The following is a 25,402-nucleotide window of genomic DNA, read 5'->3' on the forward strand; positions in this document are numbered from 1 at the left end:
AGGAATGAGCACCTCAACGACCACCACCACGGAGCGTCGGATCTCCACCTCCGTCCTCGTCATCGGCACCGGCGGCTCGGGCCTGCGCGCCGCGATCGAGCTGGCCGAGGCCGGCGTCGACGTGCTCGCTCTGGGCAAGCGCGCGAAGTCGGACGCGCACACCTCGCTCGCCGCCGGTGGCATCAACGCCGCCCTCGCGACGATGGACCCCGACGACAGCTGGCAGCAGCACGCCGCCGACACGATCACCGAGTCCTACCTGCTCGCGAACCCGCACACCGTCGAGATCGTCACCTCGAACGCCGCACGCGGCATCCAGGATCTCGAGCGCTACGGCATGCCGTTCGCCCGCGAGGACGACGGCCGCATCTCGCAGCGCTTCTTCGGCGCGCACACCTACCGCCGCACCGCCTTCGCAGGCGACTACACCGGCCTCGAGATCCAGCGCACGCTCGTCAACCGGGCCGCCCAGCTCGAGATCCCGATCCTCGACACCGTCTACGTCACGCGCATCCTCGTGAACGAGGACGGCGCCGTCTTCGGCGCCTACGGCTTCGACCTCGTCGACGGCACCCGCTACCTCATCCACGCCGACGCGGTGATCCTCGCCGCCGGCGGCCACAATCGCATCTGGCGCCGCACCTCCTCGCGCCGCGACGAGAACACGGGCGACTCGTTCCGCCTGGCCGTCGAGGCCGGCGGGCGCCTGCGCGACCCCGAGCTGGTGCAGTTCCACCCGTCGGGCATCATCGAGCCCGAGAACGCGGCCGGAACGCTCATCTCCGAGGCGGCGCGTGGAGAGGGCGGCATCCTCCGCAACGGGCTCGGCGAGCGCTTCATGGGCAAGTACGACCCCGAGCGACTCGAGCTCTCGACCCGAGACCGGGTCGCGCTCGCCTGCTACACCGAGATCAAGGAGGGCCGCGGCACGCCCAACGGCGGAGTCTGGCTCGACGTCTCGCACCTCCCGCGCGAGACGATCATGACCCGCCTCCCCCGCGTCTACCAGACGATGCTCGAGCTGCAGATGCTCGACATCACGAAGGACCCGATCGAGATCGCGCCGACGGCGCACTACTCGATGGGCGGGGTCTGGGTGCGCTCGGACGACCACAGCACCGACGTCCCGGGGCTCTACGCCATCGGCGAGGCCTCCAGCGGTCTGCACGGCGCGAACCGCCTCGGCGGCAACTCGCTGATCGAGCTGCTCGTCTTCGGCCGGATCGTCGGCCAGGCCGCCGCGGAGTACTCCTCCTCGCTCACCGCGCAGACCCGCTCGGCCGCGTCGGTGCAGATCGCCCGCGATGAGATCGCCGACCTGCTCGCCGCCGACGGCGAGGAGAACGTCCGCGCCCTGCAGCGCGCGATCCGCAACACCATGACCGAGCACGCAGGAGTCGTCCGGGACGAGGCCGGCCTGCTCACCGGACTCGCCGAGCTCGACGCCATCGAGGCCCGCATCGCCGACATCGGGATCCACCCCGACATCGCCGGCTTCCAGGACCTCGCCCACGCCTTCGACCTCAGATCCGCCGCCATGGCCGCCCGCGCCACCCTCGAGGCGGCGCTCGAGCGCCGGGAGAGCCGCGGCTGCCACAACCGCAGCGACTACCCGGACATCGACCCGGCCCTCCAGGTGAACCTGGTCTGGTCGCCCGCCACCGGGATCACCCGCGAGGAGATCCCGGCGGTCCCGGAGGAGATCCAGGCCCTCATCCGTGAGGTCGCCACCGCGGGCAAGCTGCTCGAGTAGTCGAGCGCACGATGTCGTGCCTCTCACGAGAACGGTCGTCGTGAGGGGCCTCGCCGTCAGCGGCGGCGGGCCGGGTCGGTGATGCGGTGCATCAGCGCGGCGGTCCTGCGCCGGGTCAGCACGCGGCCGAGGTTCGCGCCGATCCGGTTGGAGCGGCCGTCGATCACGCTCGGGCCGGGGTCGCGCCGGTCGAGGTGGGCGAGTGCCGTGGCGACGACCTCGTCGGGCGTCCGCATCCGGGCGCCCGCAGTGGCGTCGTCGGTTCCGACGACGGCGTTGAACTCCGTGCTCGTCGCGCCGGGCGAGAGAGCGAAGACGGTGACTCCCGATGCGCGGGTCTCGGCCCAGAGAGACTCGGTGAAGCTGAGCACGAACGCCTTCGCCGCTCCGTAGACGGCCATGCGCGGGGTGGGCGCGTAGGCGGCCAGGCTGGCGACGTTGATCACGAATCCCTCGCCCGCCGCGACCAGAGCGGGCAGGAAGGCGGAGCTGATCTGGACGGGTGCGCCGATGTCGACGGCGATCTCCTGACGGAGACGCTCGGGATCCTCCTCGACGAAGTCGCCGAAGGTGCCGAAGCCCGCGTTGTTGACGACCCCCGTGATCCGGAGCCCCTCCGCAGCGACCGCGGCGGAGAGCTCGGCCCCGACGGACGCCGATCCGAGATCCTGGGCGATCACGGTGACGGTCACGGCGTGCGCCTCCCTGAGCTCGGCGGCGAGTGCGTCGAGGCGATCACGTCGTCGGGCGACCAGCACCAGATCGTCCCCGCGAGCGGCGAGTGCGCGCGCGAAGGACGCACCGATCCCCGAGGAGGCTCCGGTGATGAGGACGGTAGGTCTCGGGTTCTTCAAAGCGGGCACGGGTTGCTCCGATCGACGGGGTGGCGAGCGCGGACTGCAACTCATCGGCACGGTATGCCTTGGTGGCACTCGGGGTCAATCGGGCATCCCCTGTAGAGTCGCCGGATGAGCACCGAGGCAACGCTGTGGCAACGATCGCGTCGGTCGGCGTACGCCGAGATCACCGGGGTGGCGATGGAGCTGTTCCTGGACCAGGGCTTCGAGCAGACGACGGTGGACCAGATCGCCTCGAAGGCGGGCATCTCGCGCCGCTCGTTCTTCCGGTACTTCGGCACCAAGGAGGACATCGTCCTGGGCGACCTGGCGAGTCAGGGGGAGCTCGTGCGGGAAGCGCTCGAGAACGTGCCCTCGACCGTCGGGCCGTGGGAGGCGCTCCGGGAGGCGTTACACGCGGTCGACGCGCTCGAGGTCGAGCCGGAGGTCACGCTCAAGATCGCGACGATGATGTACGAGACGCCGTCGCTCCGATCGCGCAGCATCGAGAAGCACCTGCACTGGCAGTCACTGCTGGTGCCCGACATCCGACGCCGCCTCGGGATCCCCGCGGACGACGTGTCGGACCCGGCGCCCGTCGCGATCGTCGCCAGTGCGATCGCCTGCCTGGATGTGGCAGGAGAGCTCTGGATCGCCGGCGGCGGCAGGGGCGACCTGGCGGCACTCTACGACCGCGCAGCAGCAGCCGTGCGTCTGGGCTCGTAGTCCTCGCCGAGACCCTGCCGACACTCGCCGCTCAGACGAGGCGGTTCTCGTAGGCGTGCACCACGATCTGGATCCGGCTCCGCAACTCCAGCTTGGCGAGGATGCTGCGCACGTGCGTCTTCACCGTCGCCTCGCTGATGAACGCCCCCTGCGAGATCTCCGCGTTCCCGAGGCCCTTCGCGACGAGCGCGTAGATCTCTCGCTCGCGCGGTGACAGCACCGCGAGCACCTCGTCCGGGCGGCGCGCCCCCTCGGGCCGGGCGAAGCGGCGCACGATCGGATCGACGGAGACCGGCGGGGCGTCGCCGGCGTGCACCGAGCGGACCGTGGCCAGCAGCTGCTCGGGAGTCGCGTCCTTCGTGAGGAAGGCGCTCGCGCCCTCCTGCATCGACCGGAACACGGCCTCCTCCTGACGGAACGTGGTCAGGACGACCACCTGCGGCGCACCGACGCGGTCCGAGCCCTCGCCGCCGGTGATCCGGCGGGTCGCAGCGAGTCCGTCGAGCACCGGCATGCGGATGTCCATCAGGACGACGTCGGGGCTGCGGGCGGCGACGAGGTCGACTCCGGCGGCACCGTCGGAGGCGGTGCCGACCACGAGGAGGTCGGGCTGCGATTCGAGCAGCATCCGGATGCCGTGGACGAAGAGCTCCTGGTCGTCGATCACGACGACCCTGATGGGCGCCGTCGCGCTCACGCCGCCTCCTCCGCGCTCTGCCGCGGCTCGGTCGCCGCGGCGGCGGCAGCGGTCGGGAGGAACGCGGTCACCACGAAGGAGCCGTCCGGGTCGAGCCCCGCCGTCAGCCACCCGCCGGCCAGCCGGGCACGGTGCTCCATACCGGCGAGACCGAAGCCGCGTCGCTCGGGCACGGCGGCGGCCCCCTCCCCGGCTCGGCTCACGACGGTGAGGAGGAGCCCCGGCCCGTCCCACGTGAGCGAGACGGCGGCCCTCGGATCCGCTCCGCCGTGCTTGAGCACGTTCGTCAGGCTCTCCTGCACGATGCGGTAGACGCAGAGCTCCTGCGCGGGGGAGAGCCCCGCGGGGGCGCCGAGCTCGCGGAGGACGACCGCTGCTCCCGTCCCCTCGATGCGGTCGATCAGCTCGGGCAGATCGACGAGCCCCGGCTGCGGCCGGTCGGTGTCGTCGGTCAGGCCCTCGATCAGCCCGCGCAGATCGGAGAGGGCGGCCCGGCCGGTCTCGGCGATGCGCTGGAGGGCCGCCTCCGTCGACTCCGGCCGCGTCGCCCGGAGGAACCGCGACCCGTCGGCGAGCGCGATCACGACCGCGAGCGAGTGCGCCAGGACGTCGTGCACCTCCTGCGCGATGTGCGAGCGCTCGCGCATCCCCTGCAGCTCGTAGCCGGCGATGAGCAGTTCGCGCTCGGTCCGGTCCAGCTGCTCGACCGCCGCGCCGCGACGTGCGGCGAGGTGCAGCGCGAGTCCCGCCGTCCAGCAGCAGGCCCAGAGCAGGGCGTGCACGCCGCCGAGCGTGAGGGCCCACTGCAGGGCGAGCTGCGGGAAGTCGTTGTTCTCGCCGATGCCGATCCAGCTCAGCCACCCGCCGGAGAAGACCAGCGAGAACCCGACGGCGCTCGCCCAGACGAGGCCGGCGACGAGCCCGGCCCAGCGCACCCGGTCGGACCCGAACCGCGCCGAGGCGAAGGCGAGCACGAGTGCTCCCTCGAGGATCGGCCACGTGGTCGATCCCGGTCGGAGGAGGACGACGATCAGCTGAACGACGGGAACGGCCAGCACCAGGGCGAGGCCGGCGGCGGGTCTCGCCCGCGAGAGCGCGATTGCGAGGCCGTAGGGGATCAGGGCCCCGAAGAGGTCGATCGCGTCGCGGCTCGTACCCAGGCGTCCGGCCTCGGCCGTGACCCAGAAGGCGATGAAGGCGGCGCCGAGGGCGGGCGCGAGCAGCGGGGGGAGGAGGCGCCTCGGAGTGGACATGCGCTCACCGTAGGCGAGGAGGTCGCCGCCGCGACCGTCGCGATCCGCACTTTCAGCCCTGATGATGAGGGCTCCGTCGTCGCGCGGATGCGGCGTCCTGATCGCCGATCCTCAGCCGGGAGGAGAGGTCCCGGCGCTACGCTTCACCCTGATCACGGGCAGACGCCCTGAGGGGAGCGAGGACGCGATGACGGACGAGAACCAGGCCGATCCGAACGGGAGCGGCGCGACCAGCGGCGGAACGGGAGCCTCCTCCTCCGGCCCGCGGGCGGGGTGGTACCCCGACCCGGCCGGCTCTCCGCGCCAGCGGTGGTGGGACGGTTCCGGGTGGACCGACTCGCTCCGCGACGCCCCCTCCGCCGCGGCGCCGACCCCGCCGACCCCGCCGACCCCGCCGACTCCGCCGACTCCGCCCGCTGCGACTACGCCCGCCGCGACTGCGCCGGTCGTGTCGCCGGTGACCGGACCGACGCCTCCCGTCGAGCCCGCGCGACCCGCCTACGGCGAGACCTCGAGCGGCCAGGCGACGAGCTACGGCACGTCGGCGTCGGGTCAGTCGGCACCCGAGCAGCAGGCGTCGCCGTACCAGCAGCAGCCGCAGAACCAGCAGCCGCAGAACCAGCAGCCCTACGGCCAGCAGCAGCCCGCCTACCAGCAGCAGCCCGCCTACCAGCAGCCGTACGGCCAGCAGCAGCCCGCCTACCAGCAGCAGCCCGCCTACCAGCAGCCGTACGGCCAGCAGCCCGCCTACGCGCAGGGCCCTGCGGCCCCGCAGCAGCGCGACCCGAGCATCGTCAGCTCCACCCCGTGGATCTGGGTGGTCGTGCTCCTGCCGCTGCTCTCGGCGCTCTCGCTGTTCCTGCTCTCGCCGAGCTCGGTCGCCGACTCCTCGATGGCGTCGACCTACGGACCGCAGGCGTCGATGGGCATGTCCACGGCCTACCTCATCGGACTCGGTGCGGTGCAGGTCGTCGGGTTCCTCATCTACGCGGGCGAGGTCGTGTTCGCGTTCCTCGACTACCGCCAGCTCAAGAAGGCCGGCGTGCAGAAGCCGTTCCACTGGGCCTGGGCGTTCCTCGCGGCGCCCTACGTCTACGTGATCGGGCGCAGCGTCGTGGTCAAGCGCGTGACCGGGGGCGGCCTCCTGCCGCTCTGGATCTTCATCGGCGTCGTCGTCGTGAGCTTCATCATCGTGATCGGCTGGACCGCGGCCCTCTTCTCGGAGATGATGCAGGCGTTCCCGTCCTCGGGGCTGTAGACCGCACGTCACGCACGACCCCGAGGGGCCCGTGGAGCCGGCATCGCCGCTCCCGGGCCCCTCGGTCGTTCCGGCGGCGATCCCGACTCCCGACAGCAGGAGGCGCACGCGCGGACGGACCCTTTGAGAGCTGTAATGCGTTGTTTACAACGGTTTCCATCGCTCCGGGCCCGAAATGCGCTTGAATGCGAAGCACACTGTTCGACGTGCGATCGCGCGCGTCCGACCGACGGGAGCCCCCTCCGGTGCCAGAGACCTCGCTCGCCCCCGTGCCGCCCACGACACCGGCCTCGACCGCGTCCGCCGAGGGGTCGGTCGTCCTCGAGGGGGTCCGCAAGCTGTACGGCAGCTCGGTCGCGGTCGACGGCATCGACCTGCGCGTCGAGCCGGGGGAGTTCCTCTCGCTCCTCGGCCCCTCCGGCTGCGGCAAGACCACGACGCTGCGGATGATCGCCGGTTTCGAGCACCCCGACGCGGGCGACATCCGCATCTCGGGGGAGTCGGTCCTGCGCCGTGCTCCGCACCAGCGCGACGTGAACACCGTCTTCCAGGCCTACGCGCTCTTCCCGCACATGACGATCGCCGAGAACGTCGCCTACGGGCTCCGTCAGCGCCGCACGAAGAAGAGCGAGATCCGCGGCCGCGTGTCGGACGCCCTCGACATGGTGCGGATGCGCGCGTTCGCCGACCGCAAGCCCACCCAGCTCTCGGGTGGTCAGCAGCAGCGGATCGCGCTGGCCCGCGCCCTCGTGAACCGTCCCTCCGTGCTCCTGCTCGACGAGCCGCTCGGCGCGCTCGACCGCCAGCTGCGCGAGGAGATGCAGATGGAGCTGAAGCTGCTCCAGACGCGGCTGGGGATCACCTTCGTCTTCGTCACGCACGACCAGGGCGAGGCCATGTCGATGAGCGACCGCATCGCCGTCATGCGCGACGGCCGCATCGAGCAGCTCGCCGACGCCTCCACCGTCTACCACCGGCCGGCGTCGGCTTACGTCGCCGCCTTCGTCGGGCAGCAGAACTTCGTCGGCGGGGTGGTCGGCGAGAACGGCGCACTGGTGACTCCGGTCGCGACGATCACCGGCACCGAGGCGGCAGGCCGCCCGGGCGAGACCCGGCAGGCGGCGATCCGCCCGGAGTCGATCCGGATCCACGCGGCGCCGGAGCGGCCGTCGGGAGCCGTCGACACCGCCTCCGGCCGCGTCCTGTCGATCGCGAACCTCGGCGAGACGGTGCAGTACCTCGTGCGGCTCGACGCGGAGCACTCGGTGCTCGTGCGCCGGCCCGCGCCCGATGCGCCCGCGCTCGCCGTCGACTCCGCCGTGAACCTCAGCTGGACGAGCGCGAACACCCTGTTCTTCCCCCTCGACGCGGCGGCCGCAGCGGCCGGCCACGTCGAGCCGCCCACCGAATGACCCTCGAGCCCTCGGAGACATCATGACCGCGAAGCACCCCGTGACCATCCTCGCTCCGTCGAAGGCCGTGCCGATCATCGCCCGGGAGCTCTCGCGGCGGCGCCTCTTCGGCGTCGCGGGCGGAGTGGGCGCGACGGCGTTCCTGGCCGCCTGCTCCTCGACCGGGGCGGGCTCGGCGCCGACGGCGACCGGAGGCGCGCTCGAGAGCGACCTCTCGATCTACACCTGGGGCGACTACGACGCCCCCGACGTCATCTCGGCGTTCACCAGCGGCGAGGGCCCGCAGATCACGCTCGACTCCTACAGCTCGAACGAGGAGCTGCTCTCGAAGCTCACCGCCTCGAAGGGCACCAGCGGCTACGACATCGTGGTGCCGACCGGCATCTTCGTGCCCGGGATGATCGAGAACGGTCTGCTGACCAAGCTCTCGAAGGACCTGATCCCCAACCTCTCGAAGGTCGACCCGCAGTTCCTCGGGCAGGCCTGGGACCCCGACAACGAGTACACGGTGTGCAAGAACTGGGGCACCACGGGATTCGCGTACGACACCAGCGTCATCACCCGCGAGCTCGTCACCTGGGCCGACTTCCTCGACGCGGTGCAGAACGAGGGCAGCGGACGGACGTCGTTCCTGGACGACCCGATCGAGATCGTCGCTCCGTACTTCTGGGCCAACGGGATCGACTACACGACCGAGTCCGAGGACGACTACGCGGCGGCGGAGGCGTTCATGGTCGACTCCATCGCCCCCCACATCGCGGCCTTCGAGTCGTACCCCGGCGGCTCGATCATCCCGCAGAACACGCAGGTCCTCGTGCAGTCGTGGAACGGCGACGCGCGCCTGGGCAAGCTCAACAGCGAGGACCCGGAGCGCTGGAAGTGGGTGCTCGGCTCGCCGACGACCGAGCTGTGGATGGACAACTGGGCGATCGCCGCGGGGGCGCCGCACCCCGAGGCCGCGCACGCCTTCATCGACTACGTGCTCGACCCGGCCAACGCGATCCAGGAGCTCGACTACATCGGCTACAACACCGGCACGCTCGACATCGAGGCGCTCGCCCGCGACGCGCAGCTCGAGTTCCTCGACGGCTACATCTTCTATCCGGAGGAGACCGTCTCGACGATGCAGACCGGCACCGTCACCAACCAGATGACGCTCGACGTCTACAACAAGGTCAAGGCGGCCGCGGGGGCGTGAGCACCGTCAGCACCCCCTCCCGCGTCGCCGCACCCTCCCGGCGGCGCGGGCCCCGCCTCCCCTTCGCCCTCGCGGTGCCGGCGTGGCTCTGGCTCGTCGTGTTCTTCGTTCTGCCGGTGCTGCAGGTCGTCTGGTTCAGCTTCGGCTACAAGCCCGGCGTCTTCGGCACGCACGCGAACGACGTGCTCTCGTTCGACCGCTACGTCGAGGCCTTCTCGCCGACGTTCTTCCAGACCTTCGCCAACACCCTCTGGGTCGGCGTGCTCGGGACCGTGCTGTGCCTCGTGATCGGGCTGCCCGTCGCCTACTGGATGGCCGTCAAGGCGGCGCCGAACCGCCGGGGGCTCCTGATCGCGCTGGTCATGGTGCCCTACTGGACCAACTTCCTCGTGCGCACGATCGGCTGGCAGGTGATCCTCGCTCCCGAGGGCGTGCTCTCGGAGGCGCTCCAGGCGATCGGGATCCTCCCCGGCCCGATCGATCTGCTCTACACGCGCCCCGCGGTGCTGCTCGGGGTGGTCTACAACTACCTGCCGCTGATGATCCTGCCGCTCTACGTCGCGTTCGACCGCGTGACGCCCGCGCTCCGCGAGGCCAGCGGCGACCTGGGTGCGCCGCACTGGCGCACCTTCCGCGACGTCACGCTCCCTCTCGCGCGGCCGGGCATCATCGTCGGCGCGCTCCTGGTCTACATCCCGCTGATGGGCGACTACATCACCGCCACCGTTCTCGGCGGCGCGAAGGGCAACATGGTCGGCCAGATGGTGGCGAGCCAGTTCCAGGTCGGCCAGAACTGGGCGCTGGGCTCGGCGATGGCGGTCCTGCTGATCGTGGTGATCCTGGTGTCGGCCGCGATCGCGGGCGTGCTCGTGTGGGCGGCGACGCTGCCGCTGCGGCGGAGTGCGCGCCTCCGGCTCGGAGACGGCTCGTGAGCGGCGCGAAGGCCGGGCGCCGCTCGGCGCTCGACGTGGGGCTCGCCGTCTGGAGCGCCGCGGTCTTCGTCTTCCTGTTCCTCCCGATCCTCGTGATCGTGATCTCGTCCTTCAACACCGGGCGGCTCCTGGTGGCCTGGGAGGGGTTCGGGTTCGACGCCTTCGCGACGATCCTGACGAAGCCCGCCGTGCAGAGCGCGGTGATCGTCTCACTCCGGACCGGCCTGATCGCCGCCCTGCTCGCCACGCTTCTGGGCACCCTGGCGGGCATCGCCATCGCCAGACGGCCGGGTCGCTGGGCGGTCTGGTTCATCACCCTGCTGCTGCTCGTGTCGGTGACCCCCGAGATCGTCGACGCGGTCGCTCTGCTGCCCTGGCTGGTGTTCCTCGGGCAGGATCTCGGGCTGTCGATCTTCGACGACGGCACCGCGCGCCTGGTGGTCGGCCACTCGCTCTTCGCCGTCGCCGTCGTCTCGTACCTCGTGCGCGCCCGCCTCATCGGCCTCGACGAGAAGCTCGAGGAGGCGTCGGCCGACCTCTACGCGACGCCGATGCGCACCTTCTGGCGGGTCACCTTCCCGCTCGCGATGCCCGCAGTGCTCGCGGGAGGCCTGCTCGCCTTCACGTTCAGCCTCGACAACACGGTGATCGCCGCGTTCGTGCAGGTGTCGGGGTCGACTCCGTGGCCGGTCTACGTGCTCAGCGCGGTGCGCAGCGGGCTGCGGCCCGAGATCGCGGCCGTGTCGACCGTGATGCTGCTGCTGACCCTGATCGCCCTCGGTGTCGTCGCGCTCGTGCTGCGCCGTGCCGGCGACTCCGCCTCGCAGATCGCGAAGACCCTCGCGGGCGGCTGAGCCCTCTCTCTCGACAAGGAACCCCGCCATGCCCCACGCCGATCTCGTCCTCACCGGCGGCCCCGTGTTCACCGCCGACGCCGTCCGGAGCCGCGCGAGCGCGGTCGCCGTCGTCGACGGGAGGATCGCGGCGGTCGGCCACGACGCCTCCGACTGGATCGGCCCGCGCACCGAGGTGGTCGACCTGGCCGGCCGGCTGCTCGTCCCCGGCTTCCAGGACGCGCACGTGCATCCGGTCTGGGGCGGCTTCGACATGATGCGCTGCTGGGTGGGCGACGGGGAGACTCCCCGCGACTACCTCGCGACGATCGCGGCCTACTCCGCCGCGCACCCCGACGAGCCGTGGATCCTCGGCGGCGGCTGGAGCATGTCGGCGTTCCCGGGCGGCACCCCGACCGCGGCGGCGCTCGACGCCGTCGTCGCCGACCGGCCGGCCTTCCTGACCAACGCCGACGGCCACGGCGCCTGGGTCAACTCCGCCGCCCTGCGCCTGGCGGGCGTCGATCGGGACACCCCGGATCCGGCCGACGGGCGGATCGAGCGGCTGCCCGACGGCAGCCCGTCCGGCACCCTGCACGAGGGGGCGATGGATGCGGTGCGGCGCCTCCTCCCCGCCTCGAGCGACGAGCAGATGCGGCAGGCGCTGCTGCTCGGGCAGCGCTACCTGCACTCGTTCGGGGTGACCGGCTGGCAGGACGCGATCGTCGGCTCCTACGGCGACGTCGGCGATCCCGGGCCGGCCTACGTGCGCGCGGCCGAGGCGGGGGAGCTGACGGCGCGGGTCCGCGGCGCGATCTGGTGGGACCGCGCCCGAGGCGTCGAGCAGATCCCGGAGCTGATCGAGAAGCGGGAGCGGTTCGACGCAGGACGATTCCGGGCGACCAGCATCAAGATCATGCAGGACGGGGTCGCCGAGAACTTCACCGCGGCCATGCTCGAGCCCTATCTCGACGGTCACGGAGGGCACACCCACAACGACGGGCTCTCGATGGTCGACCCGGAGGTGCTGAACGAGGCGCTCCCGCTGCTGGACGCGGCGGGCTTCCAGGTGCACTTCCACGCGATCGGGGACCGGGCGGTGCGGGAGTGCCTGGACGCTGTCGAGCACGCGATCGCGGCGAACGGCCTCCGCGGCAACCGGCACCACATCGCCCACCTGCAGGTCGTGCATCCGGAGGACGTGCCGCGGTTCAGGCGGCTCGGCGTCGCCGCGAACATGCAGATGCTGTGGGCGGCGCTCGAGCCGCAGTTGGTCGATCTGACCCTGCCGTTCCTCGGCGAGGAGCGGGCCGCCTGGCAGTACCCGTTCGGCGACCTGCAGCGCTCGGGAGCGGTGCTCGCGGCGGGCAGCGACTGGTCGGTGTCGACTCCCGACCCGCTCGCGGCGATCCACGTCGCAGTGAACCGGCTCTCCGCTCCGTCGCAGCGCGGGGCCGCCGGGCCCTACGACGTGTTCCTGCCCGAGCAGCGGATCGACCTGGCGTCGGCGCTCACCGCCTACACAGCCGGCTCGGCGTGGGTGAACGGACTCGAAGCGGTCACCGGGTCGATCGCGGTGGGCCGGCTCGCCGATCTGGTGGTGCTCGACCGCGACCCGTTCGCCGTCGATCCGCTCGAGATCGGCGAGACGCGGGTGCTCGAGACGTTCGTCGACGGCGTGCGCGTCTTCGCCGAGGGCGACGGGCCGGTGCTCCCGTGATCAACGGCGACGTCTCGTTCTGGTGGTCCTCGCTCGGGCGCCCGGAGCCGCGACCGGCGCTCCCGGGGCCGCTCGACGCCGACGTCTGCATCGTCGGCGCGGGCTACACGGGGCTCTGGACCGCCTACTACCTCAAGCGCGCCGCGCCCGACCTGCGCGTCGTGATCCTCGAGCAGCGCTTCGCCGGCTTCGGCGCCTCCGGTCGCAACGGCGGCTGGCTGACCAACGAGATCACCGGAGGCGTCTCCTCCTATGCGCACAGCCACGGGCCCGAGGTGGTCGACCGCTTCCAGCTCGCGGTGAACGAGACGGTCGACGAGGTGATCGCGGTGGCGCTCGCCGAGGGGATCGACGCCGACATCGTGAAGGGCGGCGAGTACCAGGTGGCGCGCGGCGCGGCGCAGGAGGCGCGCCTCCGGGAGACCGTCGCAGCCGCTCGGGCGCGGGCGCACACCGACGTCGAGCTGCTCGATGCTCGGGAGGCGGCTGCGCGGATCGCGGTGAGCGGCACCTCCGCCGGCATGTGGCACCCTCACTGCGCGCGGATCCACCCGGCGAAGCTCGCGGCGGGTCTCGCCCGCGCGGTCGAGGCGCTCGGCGTCGAGATCTACGAGGACACGCGGGTCGACGAGATCCGCCAGGGGTCGGCCGTGACGGCGCGCGGGAGCGTCCGCGCGCGGTTCGTGCTGCGCGCGACCGAGGGCTTCACCGCGCAGCTCGCCGGGCACCGCCGGGAGTGGCTGCCGATGAACTCGTCGCTGGTCGCCACCGAGCCCCTCGGTCAGGAGGTGTGGGACGAGATCGGCTGGGCGGGCCGCGAGACCCTCGGCGACTTCGCCCACGCCTACATGTACGCGCAGCGCACCGCCGACGACCGGATCGCGATCGGCGGTCGCGGGGTGCCCTACCGCTTCGGCTCCGGGATCGACGACGACGGGGCGACCGACCCGCGCACCGTCGGCAGGCTCCGCGAGATCCTCGAGCGCTTCTTCCCGGTGCTGCAGGGCGTCGGCATCGAGCACGTCTGGTCGGGCGTCCTCGGAGTGCCCCGCGACTGGCACGCGACGGTCGGGCTCGACCGCGCCACCGGGCTCGGCTGGGCGGGCGGCTTCGTCGGCACCGGCGTGACGGCGACGAATCTCGCCGGGCGGACCCTCCGCGACCTGGTGCTGGGGGAGCTCGGTCGGGAGGGGAGGACCCCGCTCACCGGACTGCCGTGGGTCGATCACCGGGTGCGCCGGTGGGAGCCGGAGCCGCTGCGCTGGCTCGCCGTCACGACGCTCTACGGCGCCTACGGGCTCGCCGACGCCGCGGAGGCGCGGGGCCGCGCCACGACGTCACCGCTCGCGAGCCTCGCCGACGCGGTCGCGGGGCGCTCGCACTGAGCGGGTGAGCGGGTGAGCGGGTGAGCGCGCCTACGCCTCGCCGCGCTGGATGAGCCGCGACAGCACGATCGCCGAGCGCGTGTGGTCGACGTTCGGGGCGATGCGCACCTTCTCGAGAGCCAGCTCGAGGCTGGGGATGTCGCGCGAGCGGATGTGCACGATCGCGTCGGCGGAGCCCGTCACCGTCCCCGCGTCGACGACCTCGGGCACGGCCGAGAGGATGCGGCGCAGCTCGTCGGGCGCGACCGTGCCGCGGCAGAAGAGCTCGACGTACGCCTCCGTGCCCATGCCGTCGACCGCCGGGTCGACCTTGATGGTGAACCCGCGGATCACGCCGTCGGCGACGAGCCGGTCGACGCGGCGCTTCACGGCGGAGGCCGAGAGCCCGACGACTCCGCCGATGTCGCCGTAGCCCGCCCGGGCGTTCTGGCGCAGCAGATCGAGGATCTTCCGATCGATGTTGTCCATGCGTCGAGGATAAGCGGGCCGGGCCGCCGTCCACCCCCGGGACGTGGTGCGAGGCAAGGGTAGCCTTGCCTCACACCACGATCGAGCAGGAGGGAGCCCCGCGTGCCCGCGTTCCTCGACGAGCTGGGCTTCGTGGAGCTCCTCGTCGCGCTGTTCGTCATCGTGTTCCTCCGGGCGCAGGCGACCTACTGGCTGGCGCGCGCAATCGTGACGGGTGCCGCCTCCCGCCGCTTCGGCCGGTGGCTCGAGTCGCCGCCGATGCGCCGCGCCTCGGCGCTGCTCGCCCGCTACGGCGCTCCGGCCGTCACCCTCAGCTTCCTGACGGTGGGGTTCCAGACGGTGCTCAACGCGGCGGCGGGGGCCGCGCGCATGCGCTGGGTCGTCTACCTCCTCGCCATGCTGCCGGGCTGCGCGGCCTGGGCCCTCGTCTATGCGACGGTCGGCTTCGCCGTGCTCTGGGCCGTCGTCGGGGCCGCGGCCGGATCGCCGATCGGGATCGCGATGCTCGTCGCGCTCGCCGCCGCGCTCACCGTCTCGATCGTGCTCCTCCGACGATCTCGCCGATCCCTCCCTCGTGGTTTCGGCACGCAGGGGCGCGACTCGGGGCACCCGTGACCGCCGTCGCCACGACGAGGAGCGGGAGTGCGCCCTCAGGACGACCCGAGGGTCCGCAGCCACGCGGCGAGGGCATCGGCGATCTCGTCCGGTCGGTCCTCGGGGAGGAAGTGGGTCCCCTGTCCGATCGCCGCGAGCGTCATCGCACGGCCGTGCGAGGCGCACCATCCCACCTCGGCCTCGCCGATCACCGCGCCGGGGTCACCGTAGAGGACCAGCGTGGGGAGTCTCGGATCCCGCAGCGCGTCCTGATTGCGCGTGACCAGGTCCACGACATCGGCGGGTTCGCCGGCGATGGGATCTCTCGCACCCACTGCAGGATCGGTGCACGCGCTGCCGCATCGGTGAACGGAGCGCGGTACCCGTCGTGGTCGGAAGCGGCGAGATCGCGGACGACTCCAGCGGGCAGCACGACCTCGACGAAGAAGTTGTCCTCGATGACGGCCTGCTCGCCGGACCCCTGAGCGCGCAGTCGGGAGAACATCTCGGAGTCCGCCTCGCTCAGATCCGACCAGTCGTCGATCGGATGGAGGTGGGCTTCGAGGACTGCCGCACCGCGAACGGACGCCGGGCGCGAGCGTGCGAGGGCCAGCGCCAGGACACCGCCCCAGTCGTGGCCGACGAGAACAGGATCGGGAACGCCGAGTGCGTCCAGGAAGGCTTCGAGATAGGCGAGATGATCGACCAGTCGGTAGCCCCGGCCCGATGACCCCGACCGCCCCATGCCGATCAGATCCGCCGCGATCACCCGGTAGCCCGCCTCCGCCACGCCGGGGATGACGTTGCGCCAGAGATGCGACGAGGTGGGGTTGCCGTGCAGCAGCACGACGGTCGGTCCGGAGCCGGCCTCGAGGAACGCCATCGTGCTGTCGAGCACGGGCAGGGTCCGTCGTTCCACGTGCGTTCCTCCTCCCCGGTCGCACGACTCGAGGACGCTCCGCTTCGTACTCGTCCGCTCTGTCGCGCGCGTCCGTCGCACCAGCCTCGTCCACTCCGGCAGCCTCGTCCACTCCTGCAGCCTCGTCCACTCCGGCAGCCTCGTCAGAGGCGGCAGGACTCCGCCCCGAACTCCGACGACGGGATCGGCGAGAGGTCTCCCCGAAAGGCGAGCCAGGCTATATAGTTGCTCTCGGTCAATAGTTGACGTAGGTCAACCAGTGCCGGTCGTCGACCGCAGACCGCATCGTCAAGAGGAGCAGAATGTCCCGCCCAGATCGCGCGCTCGCCACTGCGGAGCGCGCCACCCCCGCCGGCCCCGACGGGTCGATGTCGCACCGCCAGGTGCTCGAGTCCCTCAGCGGCCTGCTGCTCGGGATGTTCGTCTCGATCCTCGCGGGCACGGTCGTGTCGACCTCGCTGCCGCTGATCATCTCCGACCTCAAGGGCGACCAGAACGCCTACACGTGGGTCGTCACCGCGACGCTGCTCGCGACCACCGTCTCGACTCCGCTCTGGGGCAAGTTCGCCGACCTCTTCAACCGCAAGCTGCTGATCCAGCTCGCGCTCGCGATCTTCGTGATCGGATCGGCGGCCGCCGGGTTCTCGCAGGACACCGACATGCTGATCGTGTTCCGCGTGTTCCAGGGCCTCGGCGCCGGCGGACTCGCAGCGCTGAGCCAGATCATCATGGCCGACATCATCAGCCCGCGTGAGCGCGGCAAGTACGCCGGTCTCTTCGGCGGAGTGATGGCCATCGGCACCGTCGGCGGCCCGCTGCTCGGCGGCGTCGTCACCGACGCGTTCGGCTGGCGCTGGAACTTCTTCATCGCGCTGCCGGTCGCGATCGTCGCGATCATCCTGCTCCAGGTCACCCTCCGCCTCCCCGCCCACCCCAAGCGCACGGTGAAGATCGACTACCTCGGTGCCGTGCTGATCGCGGGCGGCGTCTCGCTCCTGCTGATCTGGGTGTCGCTGGTCGGCAAGAACTTCGACTGGGCCTCGTGGGAGACCGCCGTCATGGTCGGCGGAGCCGTCGTCCTGCTCATCGCCGCGGTCATCACGGAGCTGACGGTCGCCGAGCCGATCATCCCGATGAGCATGTTCAAGAACCGCACCTTCAGCCTCGCGGTCGTCGCCAGCATCTCGGTCGGAGTCTCGCTGTTCGGCACCGCGGTGTTCCTCGCGCAGTACATGCAGCTCTCGCGCGGCGCCACGCCCACCCAGTCGGGCCTCCTGACGATCCCGCTGATGGCGGGGCTGCTGATCGCCTCGACGATCTTCGGAGGCATCATCTCGCGCACCGGAAAGTGGAAGGCGATCATGATCACCGGCGCCGTCTTCTCGGTCGTCGGCACGTCGCTCCTGAGCCAGCTGCGCTACGACACCAGCTTCGTGTACGTCGGCCTCTCGATGGCGGTCCTCGGCGCGGGTCTGGGCATGCTGATGCAGAACCTGGTGCTCGTCGTGCAGAACTCGATCGAGGTCAAGAACCTCGGAGTCGCCACCAGCGCGGTCACCTTCTTCCGCAGCCTCGGCGGCACCATCGGCGTCTCGGTCCTCGGGTCGATCCTCGGCACCGTCATCGCGGACCGCACGGCGAGCGGCATCGCCGCTCTCGCTCCCGCCGACCAGGCGGTCGCGGCGCAGGCGCTCGGCGGCGGTACCATCCCGCAGGTCTCGACCCTCCCCGACGCCGTCCGCGTCGTGGTCGAGAGCGCCTACGGGATCGGCATCGGCGACGTGTTCCTGTTCAGCATCCCGCTGGCGCTCGTCACGCTCATCGCCGTCGTCCTGCTCCCGAACGTCGACCTCGGCACCAAGAACGCGGTGCAGCTGAAGGCGGAGCCGGCGCGCACGATCAAAGCCGCCGAGGACGCCCTCATCGGCGCCTCCGACGGCCAGGCCGCCCTGCGGCCCGTCGGTCAGGCGCAGCCCGCCGAGCAGACCGAGCACCTCGCCCGTCACGCGGCTCCCGCCGCCCACGCGCGGCACGCAGCGGACGCCCGCCCGACCGGCTCGATCGACGTGGTCGAGCAGCGCTGATGACGACCGCGCCGGCGGCGAGCGCCCTGCTCGAGGTCGAGGAGCAGATCACCGCGCTCGCCGTCCAGGTGCGGGCCGCGGTCCGCGATGCGGCCGCGGCCATCGACCCGGGGCTGCCGCCCTTCGGGCTCCGGCTCCTCCGGATGCTCGAGCGCTGCGGACCGGTCCACTCCAGCGCCGCCGCGCTCCAGCTCGGAGTCGACCGCAGTGCGATCAGCCGCCAGGCCCGCCAGCTCGGCCGGCTGGGTCTGGTCGAGATGACGGCCGATCCGGCCGATGGACGTGCGCGCTTCCTCGCGCTCACCGCCGAGGGGCGTGCTCGGATGGCCGACCTCGGCGGCCTCCAGCGCCGGCGGATGCAGGAGGCGCTGAGCTCCTGGCCCGAGGAGGATCTCCGCGCGTTCGCGGGCTACCTCGAGCGGCTGACGTCGGCGAGCTGAGGTTGTGATCCGATCGGGTGCTCAGCTCCTGCAGATCGCACCGCCTCCTGCAGACCGCACCGCCTCCTGCAGATCGCACGCGAGCATCTCAGGCCGGCGCGCCCACCAGCGCCGCGACGTGCACCACGAAGGCCCGACGCCGCTCCCGGGTGGCCTCGCCCTCACCCCCGCGCTGCGCGAACGGCGTCAGGTGCCAGATCTCGCAGAGCCCGAGCAGCGCGATGAAGAGGTCGTCGGCCGCCCAGCTCGCGTCGACGACGCCGGCGCGCTGCCACTCGAGCACGCGGGCCTCCGGAGCCGGGATGCCGCCGAGCCGCTCGCCGGCCTCCTCCCAGACGCCCTCGCCCTCGAGGCGAGCCCAGGTGAGCAGGCGCAGGAACTCCGGGTGCTCCCAGACGTGGTCGAACATCCGGCCGGCGAGGTCGGGCAGGTCGGCGACCTCGGCGAGGAGCGTCTCGTCGAGCGCCCGCAGCGCCTCGACGACGGTCGAGACGAAGAGCCCGCGCTTGCCGCCGTAGTAGGCGTAGAGCCGCTCCTTGTTGAGTCCGGCGGCGGCGGCGACCCGGTCGACCCGGGCCCCCGCGAAGCCGTGGGCCGCGAACTCGGCGGTCGCGGCCTGCAGGATGCGCTCGCGCGCCGACGTCTTCTCGATGTTCGTCTGATCCACGCTGACACCTCCAGGCGGTCGAACGTTACACTCGTCCGTGCCCAACCAACCAGTTGGGGTGGTTCAGCCCCAGTGATGCGGCTCGGATCCGGACCCGCCGGTCCCGCTCCCTCCGCTTCGAAAGGCCTGCAATGACCGCGCCCTCCTCCTCCCGCCGCTGGTGGGTCCTCGTGATCCTCGCGATGACCCAGCTCGTCGTCGTCCTCGACGGAACCATCGTCACGATCGCGCTGCCCGCCGCGCAGGCCGACCTCGGTCTGACCGACGTCGAGCGCCAGTGGGTCGTCACCGCCTACGCCCTCGCGTTCGGCGCGCTCCTGCTCCTGGGCGGCCGCATTGCCGACTACACCGGCCGCAAGCGCACCTACCTGATCGGCATGATCGGCTTCGGCGCCGCCTCCGCGTGGGGCGGAGTCGCCTCCTCCGGAACCGAGCTCATCGCGGCCCGCGGCCTGCAGGGCGCCTTCGCCGCACTGCTCGCCCCCGCCGCGCTCGCCCTGCTCACCGTGTCGTTCCCCGGCGGGCGCGAGCGCAACACCGCCTTCGCCGTCTTCGGCTCGGTCGCCGGAGCGGGCGCCGCCGTCGGTCTCGTCCTCGGCGGTCTGCTCACCGAGTTCGCCGACTGGCGCTGGTGCCTCCTGGTCAACGTCCCCGTCGTGATCGTCGGCGTCGTCGCCGGCGCGCTGCTCGTCACCGAGAGCCGCGCCGAGGGGAAGAACCGCTTCGACATCGCCGGCACGATCACCGTCGCGCTCGGCCTCGCCAGCGTCGTCTACGGCTTCACCCTCGCCGAGCAGGGCTGGCTGCGCGTCGACACCCTCGGCTTCCTCCTCGCCGGAGTCCTGCTGCTCGCGCTGTTCGTCCGCATCCAGGCGCGCTCCGACCACCCCCTGCTGCCGCTGCGCATCGTCGCCGATCGGGTCCGCGGAGGCGCGTTCCTCATCCAGGCGATCGTCGGCAGCGTCATGATCGGCTCGACCCTCTACCTGACGCTGCACCTGCAGCTGGTGCTGGGCCTCGCGCCGCTCGAGGCGGGCCTCGCCAACCTCCCGATGACCGTCACGATCATGATCGTCGCGGGCGTCGCCACCAAGCTGCTCCCGAGCGTCGGACCGCGCGTCCTGATGATCGTCGGCCCGCTGATCGCGGCCGCCGGTCTCGTCTACCTCAGCCGCATCACGCCCGACGGCTCCTACCTCGTGCAGGTGCTGCCCGCGCTGATCCTGCTCGGCATCGGAATGGCGATGATCTTCGTGCCCGTGCAGAACGTGGCGCTGACCGGAGTCGCCGGGCACGACGCCGGTGCCGCCGGAGCGACCGCGAACGCCGCGATGCAGATCGGCGGCTCGATCGGCCTCTCGATCTTCACGACGATCTACGCCGGAGTCGCGGGGGAGCAGGGCTCGCCCGTCACGTTCGTCGACGGTTACTCCGCGGTGTTCGTCGCGGCCGCGGTCGGCCTGGTGCTCGCCTCCGTGATCGCCTTCGCGATGATCCGCATCAAGAAGGAGGAGTTCCTCTCGCAGGCTCCGCAGGAGGCCGTGGCGCACCTGGGTTGAGCGCTTAGGCTGGGGGGATGAGCAGCAAGGAGGTCGTCGGCGGTCGCACCGCCGGCGTCAGGTAGCGGCCGCTCCCGGTCCGTCCGCGGACGACCGGGCAGCGGCGCCTTCGAAGACCGGTCGACAGGCCGGCTCTCTTCGTCGCGCCTTCCTCCCCCTTGATTCCGCCCGGATCGCCGGGCCCCACCGAACGGTGCTCTCATGCTGCCTCTGACCGAACAGACCATCCGCGACTCCTTCGTGAACGCCTCGCGCAAGGAGGTCGCCGACCTCTCGCTGCCGACCGGCTTCGACTCCTTCGACTGGGACGCGGTCGACCATCTCGGCTGGCGCGACCGCAAGATCGGCCGCCGCGCCTACGTCGTCGTCCCGCTCGAGGAGCGGCTCGTCGGCGTGGTGCTCCGCCAGGCCGACGCGAACCCGCGCTCGCGGGCGCAGTGCACGTGGTGCCGCGACGTCCGCCTCCCCAACGACGTGGTCTTCTTCGGGGCGAAGAAGGCCGGGCCGGCCGGTCGGGCGGGAGACACCCTCGGCACGCTGATCTGCGCGGAGTTCCAGTGCTCGGCGAACGTGCGCACCCGCCCGTCGGTCGCCTACGTCGGCTTCGACGTCGAGGCGGCGAAGGCCGAGCGGATCGCGACGCTGCGGGCGAAGACGACCGGCTTCGTCCGCGAGGTGCTCGGCGAGGTCTGACCCCGGGGCGGACGGAGCCGTCAGCGCCTCGTCGAGGCGCGGACGTGCATCCGCTCGCCCTGCCGCCCGAACAGGCTGAGGAACTCGACCGCCCTCTCGTCGGCGCGGCCGAACCAGTGCGGCACCCGGGTGTCGAACTCGGCTGCCTCGCCGGCGGGCAGCACCAGATCGTGCTCGCCGAGCTTCAGCCGGAGCCGCCCGCTGATCACGTAGAGCCACTCGAAGCCCTCGTGGGTCCGCTGCTGCTCGGGTTCGGGGACGGGACCTGCCGGGATCGTGGTCTTGAACGCCTGCAGCGCGCCCGCGTCGCGGCTGAGCGGCTGGATCACCATCCCGTGGCGTGAGATCGGGCGCCCGTGCACCCGCGGGTCCTCGGGGGCCGCTCCGACCAGCTCGTCGAGCGGCGCCCCGAGGGCCCGCGCGATCGGGAGGAGCAGCTCGAGCGTCGCGCGCCGGCCGCCGCTCTCGAGCCGCGACAGGGTGCTCGCCGAGATGCCCGTCTCGGCCGCGAGCGAGGCCAGCGTGCGGTCGCGGCGGGTCCGGAGGCGTCGCAGTCGCGCGCCGACGGCCGCCACGATCTCGTCATCGGAGAGAGAGTGCGCGGTGTCCATGCGTCGAGCCTCCCACGGAGGCGGTCCGGTCATGCCGTTCCGGCACGGTTCCTCGCACTCGGATGCCGTCCGGCGCACCATCGGATCATGACCTCCACCACCACTGCCCCCGCCGACGTCCTCATCATCGGCGCCTCCTTCGCCGGCCTCGCCGCCGCGACCGCCCTCGGCCGGAGCCTCCGCGACGTGCTCGTCGTCGACGGCGGCCCGCCGCGCAACGCCCCCTCGCCCGGCGCGCACAACGTCCTGACCCGCGACGGAACGTCGCCGACCGAGCTCGCGCGCCTCGGCCGCGTCGAGGCCGAGGGCTACGGCGCCCGAGTCGTCGAGGGGGAGGTCCTGAGCGCCTCGGCCGGTCCGGACGGAGTGTCGGCGACGCTCGCCGACGGCACCGTGCTGCGCGCCCGCCGCCTGCTGCTCGCCACCGGTGTCCGCGACCACCTGCCCGCGATCCCCGGGCTCGCCGAGCGATGGGGACGCGACGTGCTGCACTGCCCGTACTGCCACGGCTACGAGGTGCGCGGCACGCGGATCGGCGTGCTCGGCAGCTCCTTCTCGGGTCACCAGGCGCAGATGTTCCGGCAGCTGAGCGATCGCACCTCGATCCTCTCGAACGGCGTGTTCGTGCCCTCGGCCGAGGAGGCCGAGGCCCTCGCCGCACGCGGCATCGAGCTGATCCCCGGCCTCGTCGAGGAGGTCGTCGTCGAGGGCGACCACGTCGTCGGCGTCCGGATCGACGGGCGCCTGCACCCGCTCGATGCGGTCGTCGTCGGCCCGCGGGTCGAGGCGGTCCTGCCCGAGGGACTCGGCCTCGAGCTCGTCGACCACCCCTCCGGGGCAACCCGCCACCTCGCCGCCGACCCGATGGGGCGCACCGGAGTGCCGCGCGTCTTCGCCGCCGGCTCCCTGGTCGAGCCGATGGCGCAGGTGATGGCGTCCGCCGCCGACGGCCTCCGCGTCGGCGCGGCGATCAACTACGACCTGATCGAGGAGGAGATCGTTGCGGCACTGGGCACGAGCCGGACTGCCTCGGCGTGACCTAGCGCCGCCGGTACTCGAGCTCCGGGCGCCCCGGCGAGCCGTAGCGCGGGGCGCGCTCGGCGACTCCGCTGTCGGCCAGGTGCTCGAGGTAGCGCCGGGCCGTCACCCGCGAGATGTCGAGGCGCGTGGCGAGCTCGCCGGCCGAGAGTCCGACCGGCCCCAGCAGCGCGGTGACCGCGTCGAGCGTGTCGGCCGAGAGGCCCTTCGCGAGTCCCGGGGCGTTCGAGGTCCGCAGTGCCGCGAACGCTCCGTCGACCTCGTGCTGGCTCGCCACGGCCGCGCCGCGCATCCGTTCGCGGTAGGAGCGGTAGCTCGCGAGCTTCGCGGCGAACGCGCTGAAGACGAACGGCTTGATCAGGTACTGCACGATCCCGGCGGAGACGGAGGCGCGCACCACCGCCGCGTCCCGCACGGCGGTGATCGCGATCACGTCGACGTCGAGGCCCGCCGTGCGGACCGCCCGGCAGAGGTCCAGCCCGCCCATGTCGGGCAGGTTCATGTCGAGCAGGATCAGGGCGATGCCGGAGTCGGCCCGCAGCGCGCGGATCGCCTCGGCGCCGCTGCCCGCGACCGCGGCGACCTCGAACCCGTCGACCCTGCGCACGTAGTCGGCGTGGGCGCTCGCGGTCAGCGGTTCGTCCTCGACCACGAGCACGCGGATCGGCGTCATCGCCGGGCCGCCTCGCGCAGCGGCAGCTGCACCGTGAACACCGCACCGACGTGCCGCGACACCTCGATGCTCCCGCCGAGCCGCTCGACCACCTGCTGGACCAGCGCCAGCCCGATCCCGCGACCGAACGCGTCCGACTCCTTGGTCGAGTAGCCGCGTGCGAACACGTCGGCGGCGGCCTCGACCCCCGGCCCGCTGTCCGAGACCTGCAGCACGAGATCCGTGCCGTCGGACAGACCCAGGTACACCTCGACCCACGGCTCGCGATCACCGGCGGAGGAGGCGGCCGCGTCGAGCGCGTTGTCGATCAGGTTCCCGAGCACGGTCACCAGGTCGCCCGGCTCGAAGCCCTGCGTCCCCGGTTCGAGGTGGGTCTCGAGATGCAGCTCGACCCCGCGCTCGCGGGCCTGCGCCGCCTTGCCGAGCAGCAGCGCGGCGATCACCGGCTCCTGCACCGAGCCGAGGACCCGGTCGGCGAGCCGCTGGCTCAGGTTCAGCTCGCCGGCCGCGAAGGCGAGCGCCTCCTCGGGGCGGCCGAGCTCGATCAGCGACGCGATGGTGTGCAGCCGGTTCGAGAACTCGTGGGTCTGCGAGCGCAGCGCGTCGGACATGGTGCGCATCGACTCCAGCTCGCCGCTCACGCGCTGCAGCTCGGTGCGGTCGCGGAGGGTCGTCACGGTGCCGAGCGGCCGCGCGCCGGGGGAGGCGGCCGGCCGCTCGTTCACCACCAGGGTCCGCTCGCGGGCGACCACGAGGCGGTCGGCGATCGGCTCGTCGGCCTGCAGCAGCTCGCGCAACGACTCCGGGATGTCGAGCTCGGCGACCGGGACGGGGGTCTGCACGCCCTCGAGTCCGAGCAGCTCGAGCGCGTGGTCGTTGGCGAGCACGAGCCGCCCCCGGTCGTCGACGAGGAGCAGGCCCTCGCGGACCGAGTGCAGGACCGACTCGTAGTAGGCGAAGACCTGGCTTATCTGCTCCGGCCCGCGGCCGCCGGTGACCCGGCGCAGGTAGCGGGCGAGCAGCCACGAGCCGAACCCCCCGAGCGCGACCGCGCCGAGCACGCCCCACGCCACGAACTGCACGCGCGAGACGAAGGAGGCGTCGACCGCCGAGAGCGTGACTCCCGCCGAGACGAGCGCCACGACGGTCCCGTCGGCGCTCTCGATCGGAGCGACGGCGCGCACCGACGGGCCGAGCGTGCCGGTGTAGGTCTCGGTGAACGTGCGCCCCTCGAGCGCAGGCGCGATGGTGCCGATGAAGGGCAGCCCGATCTGGTCGCGGTCGCGGTGGGTGTAGCGGGTGCGGTCGGGGTTCATGATCGTGAGGAAGTCGACGCCGGTGTCGGCCATGATCTCCTCGGCGTACGGCTGCAGCGCCGCCGACGGATCCGGCTGCGCGGTCGCCTCGAGCACGAACGGGTTGTCGGCCACGGTGCGCGCGACGACCAGGCTGCGCTGGGCCGCCTCCTCGCCCGCCCGGCCGCGGGCGTCGATCGCGAGAACGACGACCGCCGAGGCCCCGACCAGCAGGATGCACAGCAGCTGGATCGCGAACAGACGCGCCGCGATGCTCCCGCGCGGGCCGCGCGCGGCGGCAGGCCTGACCATCGCGACCTCCTCGTTCCGTGAACAGTATGAACGCAACCCCACGGCC

At 72.1% G+C, this 25,402-nt stretch carries 25 protein-coding genes; 15 read left to right on the forward strand and 10 right to left on the reverse strand.

What is annotated here, in order from left to right; genetic code table 11:
- Positions 1-4: 4 nt before the first annotated feature.
- Entirely contained in the window at positions 5-1,753 is a 1,749-nt protein-coding gene (locus B9Y99_RS01590; protein WP_085474857.1) for an L-aspartate oxidase, read from the forward strand.
- 56 nt (positions 1,754-1,809) lie between these two features.
- On the opposite strand, the gene B9Y99_RS01595 is transcribed toward B9Y99_RS01590, so the two are convergent.
- On the reverse strand, positions 1,810-2,616 hold the full coding sequence (locus tag B9Y99_RS01595; protein ID WP_244274739.1) for an SDR family NAD(P)-dependent oxidoreductase: 807 nt from the start codon (positions 2,614-2,616) through the stop codon (positions 1,810-1,812).
- Positions 2,617-2,721: 105 nt separating this feature from the next.
- Here B9Y99_RS01595 and B9Y99_RS01600 point away from each other — a divergent pair, with 105 nt between their 5' ends.
- The gene (locus B9Y99_RS01600) at positions 2,722-3,315 is read left to right on the forward strand and encodes a TetR/AcrR family transcriptional regulator (protein ID WP_085474859.1); all 594 of its coding nucleotides are present in this window, start codon (positions 2,722-2,724) and stop codon (positions 3,313-3,315) included.
- A gap of 31 nt (positions 3,316-3,346) precedes the next feature.
- Here B9Y99_RS01600 and B9Y99_RS01605 read toward each other — a convergent pair whose 3' ends face one another.
- The gene (locus tag B9Y99_RS01605; protein WP_244274740.1) at positions 3,347-4,012 is read right to left on the reverse strand and encodes a response regulator; all 666 of its coding nucleotides are present in this window, start codon (positions 4,010-4,012) and stop codon (positions 3,347-3,349) included.
- Positions 4,009-5,265, reverse strand: coding sequence for a sensor histidine kinase (locus B9Y99_RS01610; RefSeq protein WP_085474860.1), 1,257 nt, complete (start codon positions 5,263-5,265; stop codon positions 4,009-4,011). Before B9Y99_RS01610 ends, B9Y99_RS01605 begins: the two co-directional genes overlap by 4 nt.
- Before the next feature lie 187 nt (positions 5,266-5,452).
- On the opposite strand from B9Y99_RS01610, the gene B9Y99_RS01615 reads away from it, so the two are divergent.
- The 7 genes from B9Y99_RS01615 to B9Y99_RS01645 all read left to right on the forward strand — a co-directional run bounded on the left by B9Y99_RS01615 (position 5,453) and on the right by B9Y99_RS01645 (position 14,003).
- A complete protein-coding gene (locus B9Y99_RS01615) occupies positions 5,453-6,523 on the forward strand; it encodes a DUF2510 domain-containing protein (protein WP_165759507.1) in 1,071 nt (356 codons plus the stop codon).
- Positions 6,524-6,768: 245 nt separating this feature from the next.
- Positions 6,769-7,935, forward strand: a complete 1,167-nt coding sequence (locus B9Y99_RS01620) for an ABC transporter ATP-binding protein (RefSeq protein WP_244274741.1) — start codon at positions 6,769-6,771, stop codon at positions 7,933-7,935.
- Positions 7,936-7,957: 22 nt separating this feature from the next.
- A complete protein-coding gene (locus B9Y99_RS01625; RefSeq protein WP_085474863.1) occupies positions 7,958-9,133 on the forward strand; it encodes a polyamine ABC transporter substrate-binding protein in 1,176 nt (391 codons plus the stop codon).
- Entirely contained in the window at positions 9,130-10,065 is a 936-nt protein-coding gene (locus B9Y99_RS01630; RefSeq protein ID WP_085474864.1) for an ABC transporter permease, read from the forward strand. The genes B9Y99_RS01625 and B9Y99_RS01630 overlap by 4 nt, the downstream gene beginning before the upstream one ends.
- A complete protein-coding gene (locus B9Y99_RS01635; protein ID WP_085474865.1) occupies positions 10,062-10,919 on the forward strand; it encodes an ABC transporter permease in 858 nt (285 codons plus the stop codon). The genes B9Y99_RS01630 and B9Y99_RS01635 overlap by 4 nt, the downstream gene beginning before the upstream one ends.
- Before the next feature lie 28 nt (positions 10,920-10,947).
- Positions 10,948-12,618, forward strand: a complete 1,671-nt coding sequence (locus B9Y99_RS01640) for an amidohydrolase (RefSeq protein WP_085474866.1) — start codon at positions 10,948-10,950, stop codon at positions 12,616-12,618.
- Positions 12,615-14,003: an NAD(P)/FAD-dependent oxidoreductase gene (locus tag B9Y99_RS01645; protein WP_085474867.1), complete on the forward strand. Its 1,389-nt coding sequence runs from the start codon at positions 12,615-12,617 to the stop codon at positions 14,001-14,003. The genes B9Y99_RS01640 and B9Y99_RS01645 overlap by 4 nt, the downstream gene beginning before the upstream one ends.
- 30 nt (positions 14,004-14,033) lie before the next feature.
- On the opposite strand, the gene B9Y99_RS01650 is transcribed toward B9Y99_RS01645, so the two are convergent.
- On the reverse strand, positions 14,034-14,471 hold the full coding sequence (locus B9Y99_RS01650; RefSeq protein ID WP_085474868.1) for an Lrp/AsnC family transcriptional regulator: 438 nt from the start codon (positions 14,469-14,471) through the stop codon (positions 14,034-14,036).
- Positions 14,472-14,573: 102 nt separating this feature from the next.
- Between B9Y99_RS01650 and B9Y99_RS01655 the strand changes: the two genes are divergently transcribed.
- The gene (locus tag B9Y99_RS01655) at positions 14,574-15,086 is read left to right on the forward strand and encodes a DedA family protein (RefSeq protein WP_085474869.1); all 513 of its coding nucleotides are present in this window, start codon (positions 14,574-14,576) and stop codon (positions 15,084-15,086) included.
- 35 nt (positions 15,087-15,121) lie between these two features.
- Here the strand turns inward: B9Y99_RS01655 and B9Y99_RS18975 are convergent, their stop codons facing one another.
- Together B9Y99_RS18975 and B9Y99_RS01660 are read right to left on the reverse strand one after the other, a co-directional pair.
- Positions 15,122-15,277: a hypothetical protein gene (locus B9Y99_RS18975; RefSeq protein WP_208856872.1), complete on the reverse strand. Its 156-nt coding sequence runs from the start codon at positions 15,275-15,277 to the stop codon at positions 15,122-15,124.
- Positions 15,274-15,984 (reverse strand): haloalkane dehalogenase, encoded by a 711-nt coding sequence (locus B9Y99_RS01660; protein ID WP_129587853.1) that lies wholly within the window; start codon positions 15,982-15,984, stop codon positions 15,274-15,276. Before B9Y99_RS01660 ends, B9Y99_RS18975 begins: the two co-directional genes overlap by 4 nt.
- 368 nt (positions 15,985-16,352) lie before the next feature.
- On the opposite strand from B9Y99_RS01660, the gene B9Y99_RS01665 reads away from it, so the two are divergent.
- Both B9Y99_RS01665 and B9Y99_RS01670 read left to right on the forward strand, forming a co-directional pair.
- Positions 16,353-18,068 carry an MDR family MFS transporter gene (locus B9Y99_RS01665; protein WP_085476189.1) on the forward strand — a complete coding sequence of 572 codons (1,716 nt, stop codon included), beginning with the start codon at positions 16,353-16,355 and terminating at the stop codon, positions 18,066-18,068.
- Positions 18,068-18,508, forward strand: a complete 441-nt coding sequence (locus B9Y99_RS01670; RefSeq protein ID WP_085474871.1) for a MarR family winged helix-turn-helix transcriptional regulator — start codon at positions 18,068-18,070, stop codon at positions 18,506-18,508. The genes B9Y99_RS01665 and B9Y99_RS01670 overlap by 1 nt, the downstream gene beginning before the upstream one ends.
- Positions 18,509-18,596: 88 nt before the next feature.
- On the opposite strand, the gene B9Y99_RS01675 is transcribed toward B9Y99_RS01670, so the two are convergent.
- Positions 18,597-19,175 (reverse strand): TetR family transcriptional regulator, encoded by a 579-nt coding sequence (locus B9Y99_RS01675; RefSeq protein ID WP_165759508.1) that lies wholly within the window; start codon positions 19,173-19,175, stop codon positions 18,597-18,599.
- A 131-nt stretch (positions 19,176-19,306) separates the two neighbouring features.
- Here B9Y99_RS01675 and B9Y99_RS01680 point away from each other — a divergent pair, with 131 nt between their 5' ends.
- Both B9Y99_RS01680 and B9Y99_RS01685 read left to right on the forward strand, forming a co-directional pair.
- Complete coding sequence (locus B9Y99_RS01680; protein WP_085474873.1) at positions 19,307-20,734, forward strand: MFS transporter; 1,428 nt, start codon at positions 19,307-19,309, stop codon at positions 20,732-20,734.
- A gap of 201 nt (positions 20,735-20,935) precedes the next feature.
- Positions 20,936-21,427: an FBP domain-containing protein gene (locus B9Y99_RS01685; protein WP_085474874.1), complete on the forward strand. Its 492-nt coding sequence runs from the start codon at positions 20,936-20,938 to the stop codon at positions 21,425-21,427.
- Positions 21,428-21,447: 20 nt separating this feature from the next.
- Here B9Y99_RS01685 and B9Y99_RS01690 read toward each other — a convergent pair whose 3' ends face one another.
- Positions 21,448-22,038, reverse strand: coding sequence for a helix-turn-helix domain-containing protein (locus B9Y99_RS01690; protein ID WP_085474875.1), 591 nt, complete (start codon positions 22,036-22,038; stop codon positions 21,448-21,450).
- 87 nt (positions 22,039-22,125) lie between these two features.
- Between B9Y99_RS01690 and B9Y99_RS01695 the strand changes: the two genes are divergently transcribed.
- Positions 22,126-23,076 carry an NAD(P)/FAD-dependent oxidoreductase gene (locus tag B9Y99_RS01695; protein ID WP_085474876.1) on the forward strand — a complete coding sequence of 317 codons (951 nt, stop codon included), beginning with the start codon at positions 22,126-22,128 and terminating at the stop codon, positions 23,074-23,076.
- A 1-nt stretch (position 23,077) separates the two neighbouring features.
- On the opposite strand, the gene B9Y99_RS01700 is transcribed toward B9Y99_RS01695, so the two are convergent.
- Both B9Y99_RS01700 and B9Y99_RS01705 read right to left on the reverse strand, forming a co-directional pair.
- Positions 23,078-23,749, reverse strand: a complete 672-nt coding sequence (locus tag B9Y99_RS01700) for a response regulator (protein ID WP_085474877.1) — start codon at positions 23,747-23,749, stop codon at positions 23,078-23,080.
- Positions 23,746-25,356: a sensor histidine kinase gene (locus tag B9Y99_RS01705; protein ID WP_085474878.1), complete on the reverse strand. Its 1,611-nt coding sequence runs from the start codon at positions 25,354-25,356 to the stop codon at positions 23,746-23,748. Before B9Y99_RS01705 ends, B9Y99_RS01700 begins: the two co-directional genes overlap by 4 nt.
- Between the last annotated feature and the right edge of the window lie 46 nt (positions 25,357-25,402).

Origin of the sequence: Rathayibacter oskolensis (assembly GCF_900177245.1) — a bacterium.
GTDB classification, from domain to species: domain Bacteria; phylum Actinomycetota; class Actinomycetes; order Actinomycetales; family Microbacteriaceae; genus Rathayibacter; species Rathayibacter oskolensis.

Bases quoted from the DNA above. Each gene is read 5' to 3' on its own strand.
- B9Y99_RS01590 (WP_085474857.1), top strand. From the start codon at position 5: ATGAGCACCTCAACGACCACCACCACGGAGCGTCGGATCTCCACCTCC.
- B9Y99_RS01700 (WP_085474877.1), bottom strand. From the start codon at position 23,749: ATGACGCCGATCCGCGTGCTCGTGGTCGAGGACGAACCGCTGACCGCG.
- B9Y99_RS01695 (WP_085474876.1), top strand. From the start codon at position 22,126: ATGACCTCCACCACCACTGCCCCCGCCGACGTCCTCATCATCGGCGCC.
- B9Y99_RS01600 (WP_085474859.1), top strand. From the start codon at position 2,722: ATGAGCACCGAGGCAACGCTGTGGCAACGATCGCGTCGGTCGGCGTAC.
- B9Y99_RS01680 (WP_085474873.1), top strand. From the start codon at position 19,307: ATGACCGCGCCCTCCTCCTCCCGCCGCTGGTGGGTCCTCGTGATCCTC.
- B9Y99_RS01615 (WP_165759507.1), top strand. From the start codon at position 5,453: ATGACGGACGAGAACCAGGCCGATCCGAACGGGAGCGGCGCGACCAGC.
- B9Y99_RS01685 (WP_085474874.1), top strand. From the start codon at position 20,936: ATGCTGCCTCTGACCGAACAGACCATCCGCGACTCCTTCGTGAACGCC.
- B9Y99_RS01610 (WP_085474860.1), bottom strand. From the start codon at position 5,265: ATGTCCACTCCGAGGCGCCTCCTCCCCCCGCTGCTCGCGCCCGCCCTC.
- B9Y99_RS01640 (WP_085474866.1), top strand. From the start codon at position 10,948: ATGCCCCACGCCGATCTCGTCCTCACCGGCGGCCCCGTGTTCACCGCC.
- B9Y99_RS01625 (WP_085474863.1), top strand. From the start codon at position 7,958: ATGACCGCGAAGCACCCCGTGACCATCCTCGCTCCGTCGAAGGCCGTG.
- B9Y99_RS01690 (WP_085474875.1), bottom strand. From the start codon at position 22,038: ATGGACACCGCGCACTCTCTCTCCGATGACGAGATCGTGGCGGCCGTC.
- B9Y99_RS01705 (WP_085474878.1), bottom strand. From the start codon at position 25,356: ATGGTCAGGCCTGCCGCCGCGCGCGGCCCGCGCGGGAGCATCGCGGCG.
- B9Y99_RS01670 (WP_085474871.1), top strand. From the start codon at position 18,068: ATGACGACCGCGCCGGCGGCGAGCGCCCTGCTCGAGGTCGAGGAGCAG.
- B9Y99_RS01665 (WP_085476189.1), top strand. From the start codon at position 16,353: ATGTCGCACCGCCAGGTGCTCGAGTCCCTCAGCGGCCTGCTGCTCGGG.
- B9Y99_RS01650 (WP_085474868.1), bottom strand. From the start codon at position 14,471: ATGGACAACATCGATCGGAAGATCCTCGATCTGCTGCGCCAGAACGCC.